Source organism: Morganella psychrotolerans (assembly GCF_001676055.1).
Classification (GTDB): Bacteria; Pseudomonadota; Gammaproteobacteria; order Enterobacterales; family Enterobacteriaceae; genus Morganella; species Morganella psychrotolerans_B.
Genome location: NZ_LZEX01000001.1, coordinates 572853 through 590924 on the forward strand (window position 1 = coordinate 572853; position 18072 = coordinate 590924).

14 protein-coding genes and 1 pseudogene are annotated in these 18072 nt (G+C 51.8%); 2 read left to right on the forward strand and 13 right to left on the reverse strand.

Going from position 1 to position 18072, the window contains the following annotated elements; translation table 11 throughout:
- Positions 1-15: 15 nt before the first annotated feature.
- The 12 genes and pseudogenes from nuoL to hexA form a co-directional block, all read right to left on the reverse strand.
- Positions 16-1857 carry an NADH-quinone oxidoreductase subunit L gene (gene nuoL, locus AYY17_RS02665; RefSeq protein WP_067421057.1) on the reverse strand — a complete coding sequence of 614 codons (1842 nt, stop codon included), beginning with the start codon at positions 1855-1857 and terminating at the stop codon, positions 16-18.
- A complete protein-coding gene (gene nuoK / locus AYY17_RS02670; protein WP_067421059.1) occupies positions 1854-2156 on the reverse strand; it encodes an NADH-quinone oxidoreductase subunit NuoK in 303 nt (100 codons plus the stop codon). The genes nuoL and nuoK overlap by 4 nt, the downstream gene beginning before the upstream one ends.
- Complete coding sequence (nuoJ, locus tag AYY17_RS02675; protein WP_067421061.1) at positions 2153-2689, reverse strand: NADH-quinone oxidoreductase subunit J; 537 nt, start codon at positions 2687-2689, stop codon at positions 2153-2155. Before nuoJ ends, nuoK begins: the two co-directional genes overlap by 4 nt.
- A gap of 13 nt (positions 2690-2702) precedes the next feature.
- A complete protein-coding gene (gene nuoI, locus AYY17_RS02680; RefSeq protein ID WP_067363451.1) occupies positions 2703-3245 on the reverse strand; it encodes an NADH-quinone oxidoreductase subunit NuoI in 543 nt (180 codons plus the stop codon).
- A 12-nt stretch (positions 3246-3257) separates the two neighbouring features.
- Positions 3258-4235, reverse strand: coding sequence for an NADH-quinone oxidoreductase subunit NuoH (gene nuoH / locus AYY17_RS02685; protein ID WP_067363456.1), 978 nt, complete (start codon positions 4233-4235; stop codon positions 3258-3260).
- Complete coding sequence (gene nuoG, locus AYY17_RS02690) at positions 4232-6955, reverse strand: NADH-quinone oxidoreductase subunit NuoG (protein ID WP_156656610.1); 2724 nt, start codon at positions 6953-6955, stop codon at positions 4232-4234. Before nuoG ends, nuoH begins: the two co-directional genes overlap by 4 nt.
- Positions 6956-7013: 58 nt before the next feature.
- Positions 7014-8366: an NADH-quinone oxidoreductase subunit NuoF gene (gene nuoF, locus AYY17_RS02695; RefSeq protein WP_067421065.1), complete on the reverse strand. Its 1353-nt coding sequence runs from the start codon at positions 8364-8366 to the stop codon at positions 7014-7016.
- The gene (gene nuoE / locus AYY17_RS02700) at positions 8363-8911 is read right to left on the reverse strand and encodes an NADH-quinone oxidoreductase subunit NuoE (RefSeq protein ID WP_067398441.1); all 549 of its coding nucleotides are present in this window, start codon (positions 8909-8911) and stop codon (positions 8363-8365) included. Before nuoE ends, nuoF begins: the two co-directional genes overlap by 4 nt.
- 2 nt (positions 8912-8913) lie before the next feature.
- Complete coding sequence (nuoC, locus tag AYY17_RS02705; RefSeq protein ID WP_067421306.1) at positions 8914-10710, reverse strand: NADH-quinone oxidoreductase subunit C/D; 1797 nt, start codon at positions 10708-10710, stop codon at positions 8914-8916.
- Between the two features lie 77 nt (positions 10711-10787).
- Complete coding sequence (locus AYY17_RS02710; protein WP_067363468.1) at positions 10788-11462, reverse strand: NuoB/complex I 20 kDa subunit family protein; 675 nt, start codon at positions 11460-11462, stop codon at positions 10788-10790.
- Between the two features lie 18 nt (positions 11463-11480).
- A complete protein-coding gene (locus tag AYY17_RS02715; RefSeq protein WP_067363471.1) occupies positions 11481-11927 on the reverse strand; it encodes an NADH-quinone oxidoreductase subunit A in 447 nt (148 codons plus the stop codon).
- Positions 11928-12617: 690 nt separating this feature from the next.
- Positions 12618-13533 (reverse strand): annotated as a pseudogene (gene hexA, locus AYY17_RS02720) (transcriptional regulator HexA).
- Positions 13534-14273: 740 nt separating this feature from the next.
- On the opposite strand from hexA, the gene AYY17_RS02725 reads away from it, so the two are divergent.
- Together AYY17_RS02725 and yfbR are read left to right on the forward strand one after the other, a co-directional pair.
- Positions 14274-15488 carry a pyridoxal phosphate-dependent aminotransferase gene (locus AYY17_RS02725; RefSeq protein WP_067398443.1) on the forward strand — a complete coding sequence of 405 codons (1215 nt, stop codon included), beginning with the start codon at positions 14274-14276 and terminating at the stop codon, positions 15486-15488.
- A gap of 120 nt (positions 15489-15608) precedes the next feature.
- Complete coding sequence (gene yfbR / locus AYY17_RS02730; RefSeq protein ID WP_067398715.1) at positions 15609-16190, forward strand: 5'-deoxynucleotidase; 582 nt, start codon at positions 15609-15611, stop codon at positions 16188-16190.
- Positions 16191-16227: 37 nt separating this feature from the next.
- Here the strand turns inward: yfbR and AYY17_RS02735 are convergent, their stop codons facing one another.
- The gene (locus tag AYY17_RS02735; RefSeq protein ID WP_067421307.1) at positions 16228-18057 is read right to left on the reverse strand and encodes an SLC13 family permease; all 1830 of its coding nucleotides are present in this window, start codon (positions 18055-18057) and stop codon (positions 16228-16230) included.
- Positions 18058-18072: the final 15 nt, after the last annotated feature.

An 18072-nucleotide genomic window follows, 5' to 3' on the forward strand; every position in this document is an offset into this window, starting at 1 on the left:
CAGTGTGTCCCTTATTTAAACCAAAAGCAGCAGAGCGAGAACCAGCACTGCACCCAGCCCCATAGAGGCGATATACCAGCGAACCTGCCCGTTTTCACTCAGGCTCAGTCCTTTGTTACTCCAGCGCGCGAACACAGCCGGAAGATTCATCAGACTGTTGAGCGGGTCACTTTGCAGCAGCCAGCCCACCGCTTTAAACGGCTTAACAAAAATCACATCATACAGGGCGTCAAAGCCCCATGCGCGGAACCACCAGGCGGAGAAGAAGCGCCCCGGTGCCGAGTTTGCAATCGCTGTCACCAGCGTACGACGACCCAGCCAGAGAGCAGCAGCCAGTAAGATACCGGCAACAGCCACAATACCTGAGGTGATTTCTGTCGTGGTTTTGTCCGCTGCAGTATTGATAATGGTTTCAGCCGGGAAGATCCCGTGCAACGGCTGCGGGATAAATGCCCCTGCCGCCGTGGATAAAATAACCAGTACCAGTAACGGGAAGGTATGGGTAAAGCCTTTCACTGCGTGAGCCTGTGTATGCTCTTTACCGTGGAACACGATGAAAATCATACGGAAGGTGTACAGCGATGTCATAAAGGCACCGACCAGTCCGGCGATAAACAACGGATTCTGCCCCTGTGCCACCGCACCCCACAGAATTTCATCTTTACTGTAGAAACCGGCGGTGATAATCGGCAGAGCAGCAAGCGCGGCACCACCAACCAGGAAGCAGATATACACAAACGGAATTTTTTTGCGCAATCCACCCATCTTAAAGATGTTCTGTTCATGGTGGCAGGCGAGGATCACCGAGCCGGACGCCAGGAACAACAGGGCTTTAAAGAATGCATGGGTCATCAGATGGAAAATAGCCGCATCCCACGCCTGTACGCCGAGCGCCAGGAACATATAGCCAATCTGGCTCATGGTAGAATAGGCAAGGACACGTTTGATATCTGTCTGAACCAGTGCGGCAAAGCCCGCCATCACTAACGTGACCGCACCGACAACGCCGACTAAATGCAGTACTTCCGGTGATAACAGGAACAATTCATGGCTGCGGGCAATCAGATACACACCCGCGGTTACCATGGTTGCGGCGTGGATCAGTGCTGAAACCGGGGTCGGACCTGCCATCGCATCAGCAAGCCAGGTTTGTAACGGCAATTGTGCCGATTTACCCACTGCACCGCCGAGGATCATCAGTGTCGCCCAGAAGATAATCTGAGAACCGGCTTCAAAGTGCTGAGGAGCCAGCACCGCCAGTTCACGGAAGCTCAGGGTGCCGAGTTTGTCCCACAGGATAAACATGCCGATGGCCAGGAACACATCACCGATACGCGTGACGATAAAGGCTTTCATTGCCGCCGCGCCATTTGCCGGATTGGTGTAATAGAAGCCGATCAGCAGATAGCTGCACAGCCCTACTCCTTCCCAGCCCAGGTACATCAGCAGCATGTTATCTGCCAGCACCAGGATCACCATACTGGCGATAAACAGGTTAGTGTACGCAAAGAAGCGCGAATAGCCCTCTTCACCGCGCATATACCAGGAGGCATACATGTGGATCAGAAAACCGACACCTGTGACCACACCCAGCATAGTGAGCGACAATCCGTCCAGAACCAGGGTAACAGGAATGACGAAATCACCCGCGCTCATCCACGTCCAGAGTGTTTGTTCATACAAACCGCCGCCGTTGGCAAGGAAATCCATCCCTGCCCACAGAGCCGTAAGTGCTGCCAGCCCGACAGAGCCGGTGCCGATGATGGCAGACACATTTTCTGACCAGCGTCCGCGTGAAAAGGCTAATAACAGAAAGCCAATCAGCGGCAGCAAAATGGTTAAAAAGAGTAAGTTCATCCGCGCATCTCACTGACTTTATCAATATCAAGATCCTGACGCTGACGATGCAATTGCAGCAACAATGCCAGCCCGATACTCGCTTCCGCCGCCGCCAGACTGATGGCCAGGATATACATTACCTGCCCGTCCGGCTGATCCCAGTAGCTTCCGCCGACGACAAATGCCAGCGCAGCCGCGTTAATCATTATTTCCAGACCAATCAGCATAAACAGCAGATTGCGGCGGATAACCAAACAGGTAAACCCGAGGATAAACAGCACCGCCGCGAGAATTAATCCATGATGAAGAGGGATCATACTTTTTCCTCCGTATTACGCTGACTGACCAAATCGCCGCCCGCTTTTTCATCGCGCCCGATGTGATACGCGACCACCAGCCCCGCCAGCAGCAGGAAGGACGCCAGTTCAACCACTAAAACATACGGGCCGAACAGACTGATACCGACCTGTTTTGCCGTGATAACATCGCCGGCAATACCATTGTCTTTCAGTGTGCGGATACCGTAAATCATCACACCCAGCAGTACCGCCGAGAGCAGCCCCGGTCCCATCCAGACAGACGGTGACAGCCATTTACGTTCCTGGTCCACCACCGCACGCCCCAGATTAAGCATCATCACCACAAACACGAACAGCACCATAATGGCACCGGCGTAGACGATGATTTCCAGCGCACCGGCAAAGTACGCGCCGAGGGCAAAGAACACGGCAGACAGCGCCAGCAGTGAGGTTATCAGATACAGTAAAGCATGCACCGGATTGGTTTGTGTGATAACACACAGTGTTGCCAGAATGGCAATCAGCCCGGCGACATAAAAGGTTATTTCCATTTTTCCGCTCCTCTTATGGCAACAGACTTTTCACATCAATCGGTTTGGCTTCATTGTCGGCTTCGCCTTTGGCTTTGCCCGCAACCGCCATACCGGTTTTGTGATAGAAGTTATATTCCGGATATTTACCGGGACCTGAGATCAGTAAATCATCTTTCTCATACACCAGATCCTGACGCTTAAATTCACCCATTTCAAAATCCGGCGTCAGCTGAATGGCGGTCGTCGGGCACGCCTCTTCACACAGACCGCAGAAAATACAGCGGGAGAAGTTAATACGGAAAAATTCTGGGTACCAGCGACCGTCTTCATGCTCCGCTTTTTGCAGCGAGATACAACCCACCGGGCAGACCGCCGCACATAAGTTACAGGCAACACAGCGCTCTTCTCCGTCCGGATCGCGCGTGAGCACAATCCGTCCGCGGTAACGGGGCGGCAGGTAAACCGGCTCTTCCGGGTACATCTGAGTTTCGCGTTTGTGGAAGGCGTGAAGGCCTATCATCCAAATACTGCGTACCTGGGTGGCGAAACCAACCACTAACTCTTTCAATGTCATGGTCCGGCTCCCCTATTGAGCAATCAAGATAACGGCTGCTGTCACCAGCAGGTTAATCAGCGTCAGCGGCAGACACACTTTCCAGCCGAATGACATTACCTGGTCATAACGCGGACGCGGCAGCGAGGCGCGGATCAGGATAAACATCATCATAAAGAAGGCGGTTTTCAGTGCAAACCAGATGAACGGCGGCAGGAAAGGTCCGTGCCAGCCCCCGAAGAACAGGGTCACAATCAGGGCGGAAACCGTTACGATCCCGATATATTCCCCGACAAAGAACAGACCGAATTTCATCCCGGAATATTCAAGGTGATACCCGTCCGCCAGTTCCTGCTCTGCTTCCGGCTGGTCAAACGGATGACGGTGACACACCGCCACACCCGCTATCGCAAAAGTGATAAAGCCGAGGATCTGCGGAACCACGTTCCACAAAGATGCCTGGGAATTGACGATATCCAGCAGATTAAATGACCCCGCCTGCGCTACCACACCCAGCACAGATAATCCGAGGAACACTTCATAACTGACCGTCTGCGCCGAGGCACGCATTGCCCCGAGCAGCGAGTATTTATTGTTACTCGCCCATCCGGCAAACAGCACGGCATAAACTGCCAGCCCTGCCAGCATCAGGAAGAACAGGATCCCGATATTGAGATCTGCCACCACCCACGACGGGCTGACCGGGACAATCGCAAACGCCAGCAACAGCGCGGTAAACGCAACCATCGGAGCCAGTGTGAAAATAAAGCGGTCAGCGAATTTCGGCGTCCAGTCCTCTTTAAAGAACATTTTGATCATGTCCGCCACTAATTGCAGCGAGCCGCCCCAGCCCACACGGTTTGGTCCGTAGCGGTTCTGGAACAGTCCCAGCAGGCGGCGCTCCCCGAAGCTCATAAAGGCCCCGCAGGTGACAACCACCAGCAGGATCACCACGGCTTTCAGGATGCTCAGCAGCACATCAATTAATTCAGGTGTAAACCAGCTGCTCATTGTGCCACCTCCTGTACATTAACCACTGCACCCGCCAGCGCCGGCGAAATTCCCGGCATACCTAACGGCAGACCAATCTGTCCGGCACCAAGCTGTGTGCTGATGCGAACCGGCAGAGCAAGTGTGCTGTTTGTCAGTTTAATCGTCAGTGACTGCCCTTCTGCCACATTCAGCTGTTGTGCATCCTGTGCACTCAGCATCACATAGGCATCGGTCATACGTTCCTGAATGACCGGCGCGCGCTGGGATAACTCTTCACTACCGAACAGGTGATAATACGGCGCTACTGTCCATACCCCCTGCTGTGGCACAAATGCCGCAGGAACCGTATCGAAGTAATCCATACCGCCATCTTTTTCACTGAACAACCGCACACCCGGGTCACCGAAGCGCAGATGACCACCGACTTCCGCCTGGAATTTATTCCATGCCTGCGGTGAGTTCCATCCCGGCGCCCAGGCAAACGGAATTTGCTGACGCGGTGCAACCGGACTGTTGTTCCCTTCCATCGAGAAGGCAAACGGCGAGTCAATGTCCTGCGGCTGACGCTGTTCATGCACACTGACATCAGCCAGCATGGATGTGCGTCCGCTGTAGCGGTGCGGTTCACGTGCCAGTTTCTGACCACGGATACGGAAAGCGGCATCCGGCGCAGCATCTTTGATACCCGCCAGTTGCGGCAGTTTCTCAATACAGGCGTCAATCACATGATCAAGCTGCGACCAGTCACAGCCCTGCTCATTTATTTCACTTTGCAGATCTGCCAGCCAGCGCCAGCTCTCATGCATGATGATGTGTTTGTCGTAGAATGACGGCTCATACACCTGATAGAAACGCTGTGCGCGGCCTTCATGGTTGATAAGCGTACCGTCACTTTCCGCAAAACTTGATGCAGAGAGTACCAGCGAGGCTTTCGCCATAATCGCTGTATGCTGATGATCCAGCACAATCAGATTGGTGACTTTATCCAGTGCGCGGTCAATTGCGGCTTTGTCGCCGTGGCGATAGAGATCGTTCTCCATCACAATCGCGGTATCTGCGCTGCCGTCTGCCAGCAGAGCCAGTGCATTGTCCAGCGGCTGAGCCTCAAGCATTGCCACACCGAAGCTGTTTGCTTCCGCGCCGACAAATGTCAGACCAACCTGAACGCCTTTGTCTTTCAGCGCCCATGCCACGTTAGCGGCCGCCTGAATAACCGCATCACTACCAGCATTGCTGCCGCTGATAATCAGTGGTTTTTTAGCCGAACTCAGTGCCAGTGCAATCATCTCTGCCTGCGCTTTCAGCTCAGGTGATAAATCATTCACCACAGGTGCGGTGTTATCAATCGCGTGAGCGACAGCAAAACCAAACCGCGCCTGTGAGTCAACCGGCGCGTTGTAATGCAGCGCGGCAACATCATCCAGACGGGTGGTATCAACATTCGTGACAAACAGCGGGTGTTTCGCGCGCTGCCCGATATTCTGGATAGCGGCAATCTGCCAGTCCGCAACTTTCTGTGCGGCGGCCATTTCACGCGCTTTGCCTTTTACTGCCTGACGGACAGAAAGTGCCACACGCGCTGCCGTCTGGGTTAAATCTTCACCCAGGATAAGCACGGCGTCATAGCTTTCTATCTCACGCAGTGACGGAGTATACACGCCGCCCTGTTGCAGAATTTCCAGCATCATTTCAAGACGACGCTGCTCAGCTCCTGACAATCCGCTGAAGAAATTTTCTGTGCCGACCAGTTCACGCAGCGCAAAGTTACTTTCCACACTGGCACGCGGTGAGCCGATACCGATAGTCCGCGTTGCCTGACGCAGAATATCGGCGGCACCGTGTGCGGCCTGCTCTGCGTTGATGGCAATCCATGAATCTCCGCGGCGCTGCTGCGGTTGACGCGGGCGGTCGTCGCGGTTGACATAACCGTAGCCGAAACGGCCTTTATCGCAGAGGAAATACTGGTTAATAGTACCGTTATAGCGGTTTTCGATGCGGCGTAATTCACCGTAGCGCTCACCCGGGCTGATATTACAGCCGACACTGCACTGCTGGCAGACGCTCGGCGCAAACTGCATATCCCATTTACGGTTGTAGCGTTCAGAGTGAGTTTTATCGGTGAAAACACCGGTCGGACACACTTCGACCAGGTTTCCGGAGAATTCGCTTTCCAGGGTTCCGCTTTCCGGACGACCGAAATAGACGTTATCGTGCGCGCCATACACCCCGAGATCGGTACCGTCCGCATAATCTTTGTAGTAACGGACACAGCGGTAACAGGCGATACAGCGGTTCATCTCATGGGCAACAAACGGACCCAGATCCTGATTCTGATGGGTACGTTTTGTGAAACGGTATTTGCGCATGGAGTGCCCGGTCATAACCGTCATATCCTGAAGATGGCAGTTACCGCCCTCTTCACAGACAGGACAATCATGCGGATGGTTGACCATCAGCCATTCCACCACACTTTCACGGAACTGTTTGGCTTCTTCATCATCAATAGAGATAAAAGTGCCATCCTGCGCCGGTGTCATACACGACATTACCAGACGACCACGGGTGTCATCGGCATTCTGATACTGCTTTACCGCGCACTGGCGGCAAGCGCCGACGCTTCCGAGCGCCGGATGCCAGCAAAAGTAGGGAATATCAAGCCCGAGGGAGAGACAGGCGTGTAACAGGTTATCTGCCCCGTCGACTTCATATTCTTTGCCGTCTACATATATTGTAGCCATAGTCAGCATGCTTCCAAAAGGCCTGCATTGCAGGCGTTAAACGAAAATCCGTAAGGGATCACCAACGCTGTTTCAGCAGGTTCGGCTGGATCCCGGCGATGGTCTGCACGTTACCGTAAACCGGCTGTACAATCCCTGCTTCAAATTCATCACGGAAATATTTGATTGCACTCTGTAACGGCTCTACCGCGCCCGGCGCGTGTGCGCAGAAGGTTTTACCGGGACCGAGGAAACGACATAATTGCTCTAATGTCTCAATGTCTCCCGGCTGCCCTTCCCCTTTTTCTATTGCGCGCAGAATTTTCACACTCCATGGCAGTCCGTCACGGCACGGTGTACACCAGCCGCAGGACTCACGGGCAAAAAATTCTTCGAGGTTACGGGTCAGTGACACCATATTGATTTCATTATCCACCGCCATCGCAAGCGCCGTTCCCAGACGACTGCCCGCTTTGCCGATATGTTCAAAATCCATTGGTAAATCAAGATGATCCTGTGTCAGGAAATCGGTTCCCGCCCCGCCCGGCTGCCAGGCTTTCAGGGTTAACCCGTCACACATGCCACCGGCGTAGTCTTCCAGGATCTCACGAGCTGTTGTGCCGAACGGCAGCTCCCACAGACCCGGGTTTTTCACGCGACCGGAAAAGCCCATCAGTTTGGTGCCTGCATCCGCACTTTTGCCTTCGCTCAGCCCGGTATACCACTCTTTGCCGTGGGCAAGGATAGCCGGGACGTTGCACAGGGTTTCGACGTTGTTTACACAGGTCGGTTTACCCCAGGCACCGGAGCTTGCCGGGAAAGGCGGTTTGGAGCGCGGATTGGCGCGGCGGCCTTCGAGGGAGTTAATCAGTGCGGTTTCTTCCCCGCAGATATAACGCCCGGCACCGGTGTGAACAAATAATTCGAAATCAAACCCGGTGCCAAGGATGTTTTTCCCCAGCAGCCCGGCGGCTTTCGCTTCTTCAATTGCATGACGCAGATGTTTCGCGGCTTCAATGTATTCACCGCGCAGGAAAATATAACCACGGTATGCTTTCAGGGCAAAGGCGCTGATCAGCATGCCTTCCACCAGCAGGTGCGGCAATTCTTCCATCAGTAACCGGTCTTTGTAAGTCCCCGGCTCCATTTCATCGGCGTTACACAGCAGATAGCGGATATTCATGCTTTCGTCTTTCGGCATCAGGCTCCACTTCAGACCTGTGGAGAAGCCCGCACCGCCGCGACCCTTCAGACCCGCGTCTTTGACAATATTGACTATCTCATCCGGTGCCATGCCTTTCAGCGCGCGCTCTGCGCCCGCGTAACCATTTTTGCTGCGGTATTCATCCAGCCATACAGGCTGGTGATCATCACGCAGCCGCCAGGTCAGCGGGTGCGTTTCCGCCGTGCGGCAAACTGTTTTCACTGTCATGGATACTGCTCCAGTAACGTTTCAATAGCCTCCGGGGTGACGTGACTGTGGGTATCTTCATCAACCATCATGGTCGGCCCCTTGTCACAGTTCCCCAGGCAACAGGTCGGCAGCAGTGTGAAGCGGCCGTCCGTGGTTGTCTGTCCCGGCTGAATATTTAATTTGCGCTCCAGTGCGGCCTTGATCCCCTGATAACCGGTGATGTGGCACACCACGCTGTCACAGTAACGGATCACATGGCGTCCGACCGGCTGGCGGAAAATCTGGCTGTAGAATGTTGCCACACCTTCAATATCACTCGCCGGAATACCGAGAACGTCACTGATGGCGTAAATAGCGCCATCTTCCACCCAGCCTCTGTGCTTCTGTACTATTTTCAGTGCTTCGATAGAGGCTGCGCGCGGATCTTCGTAGTGATGCTTTTCTGCTTCAATTTCTGTGCGCTCTTCATCACTGAGCACAAAATCAGCGTGTTTTCCGGCAGGTTGTGCTGCATTTACGGCAGCTTGCAGTGTTTTTTTTGCTTCAGGGTTCAGTTCTTGCATAATCAGCGATCCACATCCGACATTACGAAATCGATACTCCCGAGGTACACAATCAGGTCAGACACCAGACTGCCGCTGATCACTGACGGGATCTGCTGCAAATGGGCGTAACTTGGTGTACGGATACGGGTACGGTAACTCATGGTGCTGCCGTCACTGGTCAGGTAATAGCTGTTGATCCCTTTGGTGGCTTCAACCATCTGGAAGGATTCATTCGCCGGCATTACCGGACCCCATGACACCTGGAGGAAATGGTTAATCATGGTTTCAATGTGTTGCAGGGTGCGCTCTTTCGGCGGCGGCGTGGTCAGCGGGTGATCTGCTTTAAACGGCCCTTCCGGCATATTTTTATAACATTGTTCCAGGATGCGCAGGCTCTGACGGACTTCTTCCACTTTCAGCATCACGCGGTCATAGCTGTCGCCGTTGGCGGCAACCGGGATGTCAAAATCAAAGTTTTCATAACCTGAATACGGGCGCCACTTGCGCACGTCAAAATCAATACCGGTTGCACGCAGACCGGCACCGGTCACACCCCACTCAAGCGCTTCTTTGGCGTTATAGGCGGCAACGCCGATAGAGCGCCCTTTCAGGATGGAGTTTTTCAGTGCCGCCGTGACATAGGATTCCAGGCGTTTCGGCATCCAGTCAAGGAAATCGCGCAGCAGACGCTCCCAGCCTTTCGGCAGATCATGCGCCACACCGCCTATCCGGAACCACGCCGGATGCATACGGAAACCGGTGATAGCTTCCACCACATCATAAATTTTCTGGCGATCGGTAAACGCAAAGAAGACCGGTGTCATCGCCCCGGTATCCTGAATAAAGGTACTGATGTACAGCAGATGGCTGTTAATGCGGAACAACTCAGAGAGCATCACGCGGATAACATTGACGCGATCCGGTACTTCAATACCGGCGAGTTTTTCCACCGCCAGTACATACGGCATTTCGTTGACGCAGCCGCCGAGGTACTCAATACGGTCAGTGTACGGAATGTAGCTGTGCCATGACTGGCGCTCACCCATTTTTTCCGCACCACGGTGGTGATAGCCGATATCGGGAACGCAATCGACAATCTCTTCACCATCGAGCTGTAAGATGATGCGGAACGCACCATGAGAAGACGGGTGATTCGGGCCGAGGTTCAGGAACATAAAGTCCTCGTTCTCGTTACCGCGCTTCATACCCCACTCTTCCGGTTTGAAGGTCAGCGCCTCCATTTCCAGATCTTCTTTCTGTTTGGTCAGGACAAACGGATCAAATTCCGTTGCACGCGCCGGATAATCTTTACGCAGCGGGTGCCCTTCCCAGGTCGTCGGCATCATGATGCGGCGCAGATTCGGGTGACCATCGATAATAATACCGAACATTTCCCAGGTTTCGCGCTCATACCAGTTGGCATTCGGGAACGCGGGGATCACGGTCGGAATGTGTAAATCGTTTTCACTCAGCGCCACTTTGAGCATGATGTCGCGGTTACGCTCAATGGAAATCAGGTGATAGAAAACGGAATAATCCGCGGCCGGCAAGCCTTCGCGGTGTGTGCGCTGGCGCTCATCCATGCCGTGCAAATCGAACAGCATTACATACGGTTTCGGCAGTGATTTCAGGTAAAACATAACCTGCATGAGCTGTTCACGCTTCACCCAGACAACCGGCATCCCGGTTCGTGTCGGCTGCACCGTAAAGGCGTCAGGTCCGAACTTGCGGCGCAGTTCCTCAACGACGGGGTCATCAAGGTAATCATGTGTATGCCACGCGGGACGCTGTCCGGTCTGCGTATTATCTTCTGTCATCATTGTTCACCACAACAGTTGTTCAGGGTTCAATGGACACAACACATTGCAAGATTGTGTCCGGTGGCCCGAAAGCCTTAAATTTCGTCCGGGGAGCGCAGGTTTGTCACTGCAATCCGTTCACCGCGTTTTCGTTCTTTTTCTGACTGCATATTGGCACGGTAAACGCCCTGATCACCGACCACCCACGACAGCGGGCGGCGCTCTTTCCCGATGGATTCCTGCAACAGCATCAGTGCCTGCATATAGGCTTCAGGACGCGGCGGGCAGCCCGGGATATAGACATCAACCGGGATAAACTTGTCAACGCCCTGCACGACAGAATAAATGTCATACATACCGCCGGAGTTTGCACAGGCGCCCATGGAAATGACCCATTTCGGCTCTAACATCTGATCATACAAACGCTGGATAACCGGGGCCATTTTGGTGAAGCACGTTCCTGCAACCACCATGAAATCCGCCTGACGCGGAGACGCACGCAGTACTTCCGCACCAAAACGCGCCACATCATGCACTGCGGTAAAAGATGTCACCATTTCGACATAACAACAGGACAGACCGAAGTTAAACGGCCACAGGGAATTTTTGCGTCCCCAGTTCACCATGTCGTGTAATGCATGATCGAGTTTCCCCATGTACACGCTGCGGTGGACATGCTGATCCAGCGGATCGCCTGTAGTCTCTTGTTTTTGCAGGGGGTAACGGTCATTCTCACCGTTTGGATCGATGCGGGTGAGCGTATAATCCATCTTGTGCCTCACTATTAACTACGGTTGATTGTTGTTGATTTTGCTGACGACGCTCGGGTGTTTCACCTCACGGCGTGAGCGTGCAGGAGTCCAGTCCAGCGCACCAATACGCGCCAGATAGAAAAGCCCTGCCAACAACACCAAAATAAAGATTGCCGCTTCGATAAAGCCAATCCAGCCCGCTTCTCTGACAGCAACAGACCAGGCGAACAGATATAAGGCTTCAACGTCGAAGATGACGAAAAACATGGCGACCAGGTAAAATTTTGCCGACATGCGCAGTCTTGCACTGCCGACAGAATCAATACCGGATTCGTAAGGAAGATGTTTTGCACGGGCTTTGGCGCGGCCGCCGAGATAACGGGCACCCAGCAACATAAATGCACATAACCCGAGAGCACCTAAAAGATAGACCGCAAATGCCCAGTTATGGGCAAGGACTTCAGTGGCTGTTGACATACTCATTGCTTACTCATCAAAAGGTGGTGTTGCCTGCCGTACCTGCATACAGCACCACAGCGACACACTAAAGGAACAATACCGGGACGGACACAGCACATATCGTGATGAAAAAGACGGATAACCCGTTTTTTTTGTTCCCCGCTCTCTTCAATTTAGTCACATCAAAATCACATTAACTTAACACGCCGTGCGACTTTATCGCTAAAACGTGTCAGTAAGTAACTAAATTGAAAATTAACTTTATTATATTAACTGATACATCGCTTTTACCATTCCATTATCTCAGGAAAAACCTGTCTTTCCATCGGTAAACAGGGTCAATATTTTTGATCTCAATCACACTTTCATGGAAAATTATTTAACAAATGTTTAATTTTTACTCATTTAGTAAAACCCGACAAAATTAGTCAGGTTTTTAACAAAGTTTCCCTGTTATGTAATCAGAGCTGTTAATTTTAGCAATTACAGAAAGTGTGTTTTGTTAACATTGTAACAAACAAGTAAACAAAACTGCGATGCCACGCTTAAAATCACATCAAAAAACAGAACATGCCGTGACGCTGTTAACATTTGTATGATGTGGTTTTCCGCGCAGAGCTGCACAGAGAGAGCATACAAAAAAGCCGGGAGAAAATATCCCCCGGCTACGTGTCCGACTGTCACAAATTATGTCAGTTTTGCGTCAGATGATGATTACTCCGCAGAGGATTTATCATCTTCAACCGGTGTCACCGTATAGGGCGTTTTTTTTGTTTTCAATCGCCTGGTAAACTGTGAGCACAGATTCACTCTGTTCATCGCTATTGCGGTATAACCAGTACTGAATCTCCGGTAAACGCGGCAGACCTTCGCTGACACTCAGGATCCGCAGATCCGCATTCTGCATTTCAAGCGGACGTGCGGTTATCCCGACCTCCGCATTGACTGCTGCACGTACAGCAGACAGAGATGCGGCTTCATACGCCACGCGCCATGGTACGCCCGCCTCATCCAGCGTTTCTGCTGCCAGGTGGCGGAACGGGTTGGTTTCATCCATAACCACTAACGGGATGGGTTCATTGGCCTGCAACTGAAAATCAGGCGCACAGTGCCACAACACCGGTGCGGTACGCAATGCCGTACGCGGGTGATGAGCAATCCGCGCCGTTGTCAGTGCGAGGTCGATTTCATGGTTATCCAGCATACCTTCAATATACTGGCTGCGTTTAATACGGACATCAACAGCCATACGCGGATAAACCGAGGCAATCCGGTTGAGTAAAAAAGGCAGCAGTGAGTCAACAGAATCATCGGATGCACCGATGCGTAACTCCCCTTCTGCATCATTGTAGGCCAGTGATGCGGTTGCATCATCATTTGCCCGCAGAATTTGCCGGGCATAACCCAAAAGTTGTAACCCGTGATCGGTCAGTAATTTATTACGACCGTGGCGGGCAAACAGTTCGCGTCCGACAAGTTGCTCCAGACGCTGCATTTGCTGACTGACAGCTGACTGGGTACGGCATACTGCCGCCGCCGCTGCCGCGAATGTGTTCAGATCGGCCACTGCAACAAAGGTCCGCAGCAGGTCGAGGTCAAGATTTAACACTGGACGGTTTGAATTTATCATTTTTTTTTCTTCACTAATTTTGATTTTTAATACTACCTGGTGTTTATTGGCGAGAAAAAGAGCATCGCCAACGAAGACATTCCCCTATACCTCAGGGTCGGGCAAAACATAACTAACACTAACAAAACTACGTAACTGTGAGTAACTCCCCTCCGGATTACTGTTTACTGAGCCATGGCTGCCGGTATACAAACTCACAGTATTTCCGTATATTACAACATTATTTTCTTAATATTACGAAATGAAACAATTTGTAAGTGTTAAAAAACCATGCTGCCTATCAGTATACCTGCAATATAAACCATTTATTTAGGCAAATTTAAGGTCAAATACTCTGAAAATCCATTAATGCGGATAAACAGTATTAGTTATACTACTAATCATTAGCTACATCAGCATTTAATATATAAGAAAAGATTATACAATTTCAACAACTGCTGACCATTTAGTAAAAACACTGTATTACTTTACTAATTATGATCTTCCCATAGATAACTTTACAAAACAGGAGTACCTCACTGCTGCGCAGTGAAACACTCTGAATTCATCACAAATTCCAACATACAATTCCAACATACCCACTACTTACAACTACTTCTAATCCTTTCCCAAACAAAACCTGTTGTTTTTAACCAAAAGCTATTTACCGTCTTCAAAAGGCCGGACGGGAGGAGTACAGTGGTTTATCACAGGTTTTTCCTGATAAAACACCTATATTGACGCGCTAAGGTCCTGAACAGATGAATATAATAAGAAAATCCGACAAACTAGATAATGTCTGTTATGACATTCGCGGGCCTGTGCTCAAAGAGGCTAAACGTCTCGAAGAGGAAGGCCAGAAAGTTCTCAAGCTGAATATCGGAAATCCTGCGCCGTTTGGTTTTGATGCGCCGGATGAAATCCTGGTTGACGTGATCCGCAACCTGCCGAGCTCACAGGGCTACAGCGACTCCAAAGGTCTGTACTCCGCCCGTAAAGCCATTGTTCAGTTCTATCAGGAACGCGACATGCGCGACATGACCGTTGAAGATGTTTACATCGGCAATGGTGTATCAGAACTTATTGTGCAATCCATGCAGGCGCTACTGAATAACGGCGATGAAATGCTGGTTCCGGCACCTGATTACCCGCTGTGGACAGGGGCTGTGGCGCTTTCCGGCGGTAATGCTGTTCACTATATGTGTGATGAAGAACAGGGCTGGATGCCGGATATCGACGATATCAAAAAGAAAATCACTCCGCGTACCCGCGGTATTGTGGTGATTAACCCGAATAACCCGACCGGGGCTGTCTACAGTAAAGATTTGTTACAGGAGATTGTCGAAATTGCGCGGCAAAATGACCTGATCATTTTTGCCGATGAAATTTACGACAAAATTCTGTATGACGATGCCGTTCACCATTCTATCGCAGCAATGGCACCGGATTTGCTGACCGTGACCTTTAACGGCCTGTCAAAAACCTACCGTATCGCCGGTTTCCGTCAGGGCTGGATGGTACTGAACGGGCCGAAGAAACACGCAAAAGGCTATATTGAAGGTCTGGAAATGCTCGCGTCCATGCGTCTGTGTGCTAACGTTCCGATGCAGCACGCCATTCAGACCGCAATCGGCGGCTATCAGAGCATCAACGAATTTATCCATCCGGGCGGTCGTCTGTATGAGCAGCGTAACAAAGCATGGGAACTGATTAACCAGATCCCGGGCTGCTCTTGTGTGAAACCGATGGGCGCACTTTATATGTTCCCGAAATTTGATGCCAAACGCTTTAATGTGCACGATGACCAGAAGATGATCCTCGATCTGCTGTTACAGGAAAAAGTGTTGCTGGTTCAGGGAACCGCCTTTAACTGGCCGGAACCGAATCACTTCCGCATTGTGACACTGCCGCGTGAAGATGAGCTGGAGCAGGCTATCAGCAAGTTCGGGCGCTTCCTTTCCCACTACCGTCAGTAATCTGTTTACGGGTTTGTGAAACGGCTTCCGCACAGGAGGCCGTTTTTATTTACATTAAGTCCGGAACACCGCAAAATAACTATCATCTCTTTTATCATGCTGCTGTCAGGAATGCTGTTTATGAGTTACTTTTTTGCCCACCTTTCCCGCCTGAAACTGATCACCCGCTGGCCGCTGATGCGCAATGTTATCGCTGAGAATGTATCTGAGCACAGCCTTCAGGTTGCATTTGTCGCGCACGCACTTGCTGTGATTAAGAACCGCAAATTCGGTGGCTCGCTTAACCCGGAAAAAATTGCCATGCTGGCGATGTACCATGATGCCAGTGAAGTGATCACCGGCGACCTGCCAACGCCGATTAAGTATTACAATCCGCAGATTGCACATGAATACAAAAAAATTGAGCGGATGGCGCAGAAAAAATTGCTGGCGATGATCCCCGAAGAATTACAGGCGGATTTTGCCCCGATCCTCGATGAAGACGCACATTCAGAAGAGGATGCGGCGATTGTCAAACAGGCAGATGCCCTGTGTGCCTATCTGAAATGCCTCGAAGAAATCGGTGCCGGTAATACGGAGTTCAATCTGGCGAAAGCCCGGCTGGAAAAAACGCTGGAAGAGCGGCGCAGTCCGGAAATGGACTATTTCCGCGAGGTATTTATCCCGGGATTCAGTCTGTCACTCGATGAGATAAGTCAGTAACCGCGGAGTTCCCGGCAGGTATGACCCGGGAACACCATCAGAACGGGAACAGTAACGGGATAACCGCAATACTGATAAGCATCACTACAAAGGTAAAGGGTACTCCGATTTTAACAAAATCGCCGAACGTATAATGCCCGGGGCCAAGCACCAGTGTGTTAACCGGTGAAGACACCGGGGTCATAAAGGCGGCTGATGCCGCAACACCCACCACCATCGCAAACGGCAGAGGTGAAACCTGCATTTCATATGCTGCCTGAATCGCAATCGGCGCCATCAGCACGGCAGTTGCCGTATTCGAGATAAATAACCCGATAGCGGCGCACAATATAAACAGGGCTGTCAGCATCACATGCGGTCCCATGTTCCCCGCCACATCCATCAGACCTTTAACTATCAGCGTGATCCCGCCGGTTTTTTGTAGTGCCAGGGCAAACGGCATCATCCCGACAATCAAAATAATGCTGGGCCAGTGTACCGAGCGATACGCACTCTCCATATCAATACAGCGGAATTTCCCCATCAGCAGGCAGGCTATCAGCGCAGCAATAAAATTCGGGATCTCATTTGTCACCATCATTGCCACCATCAGACCGAGACAAAACAGCGCGTGCGGTGCCTGTGACGCTGCAGGAACCACTGTTTCGACCTCTGCGGCGAGGTTGAGTACAATGAAGTGACGGCGCTTGGTGGCAAGTATGCGGATAAGTTTCCAGTCACCGACCACCAGCAGGATATCCCCCAGTTGCAGGGGCTCATCCACAATATTACCGGCGAGCGCTTTTCCTTCACGGCGCACCCCGAGGACATTCAGCCCGTAACGGGTACGAAACCCGATATCACGCAGACCTTTGCCGATTAATTCACTTTCCGGATTCAGCGAGACTTCCGCCATGCCCACATTACGCGCCTGCTCTGAGAAATATTCACCGCGCAGGATCATCGGCTCCAGCATTTGCTCGGCACAAAATTCACGTAAATCCATATCACTGGCAGACATATCGATCAGCAGAACATCACGGTCACGCAGTTCCATACCACCGGTGGCACCGACCATCACGCGGCGAAAACGCCGCCAACGCTCGATCCCCACAATATTGGCACCGTAACGGGTGCGCAGATGAAGTTCATCGAGTGTTTTACCGATAAGCGGGGATCCGCTGCGGACAGCCAGACGCCGGGCGCGCCCGCTCAGTTTATAATCGCGGATAAGGTCGCGGAATGTGCGCTGTACGCCATCACCGGATTTTTCCGGCTGGTTACTGCCCAGCCAGTGCCGGGCAATCAGCATATACCCTACGCCCGCGAGTAAAACCAGGATGCCTATCGGGGTAATGGAGAAGAAATTGAAGCCTTTGATCCCCTCCATTTCCAGAACACTGTTCACCACCATATTCGGCGGTGTGGCAACCAGTGTCATCATTCCGCTGATAAGTCCGGCAAAACCGAGCGGCATCATCAGCCGGGAGGGAGAGATTTTCATACGGGCAGACACACTCAGTACCACAGGGATAAAAATCGCCACCACGCCGGTTGAGCTCATAAATGCGCCCAGCCCCGCCACACTCACCATCAGAAAAACCAGCAGTTTTGTTTCGCCGGAGCCGGCAACACGCACCAGCCAGTCGCCCATCTGATAGGCAACTCCGGTGCGCACTAACCCCTCCCCGATAACAAACAGAGCGGCGATCAGCAGAATATTGGGATCACTGAAGCCGGCAACGGCCTCGTTTAAGGTAAGCGTACCACTGAGTACGAACGCGATGATCACCAACAGAGCCACAACATCCATCCGGACTTTGTTGGTGGTGAATAAAATAATGGCAATAAAAAGCAGGGTTAAGACCCACGCAAGTTCCGTATTCACCAACGACCTCTTTCG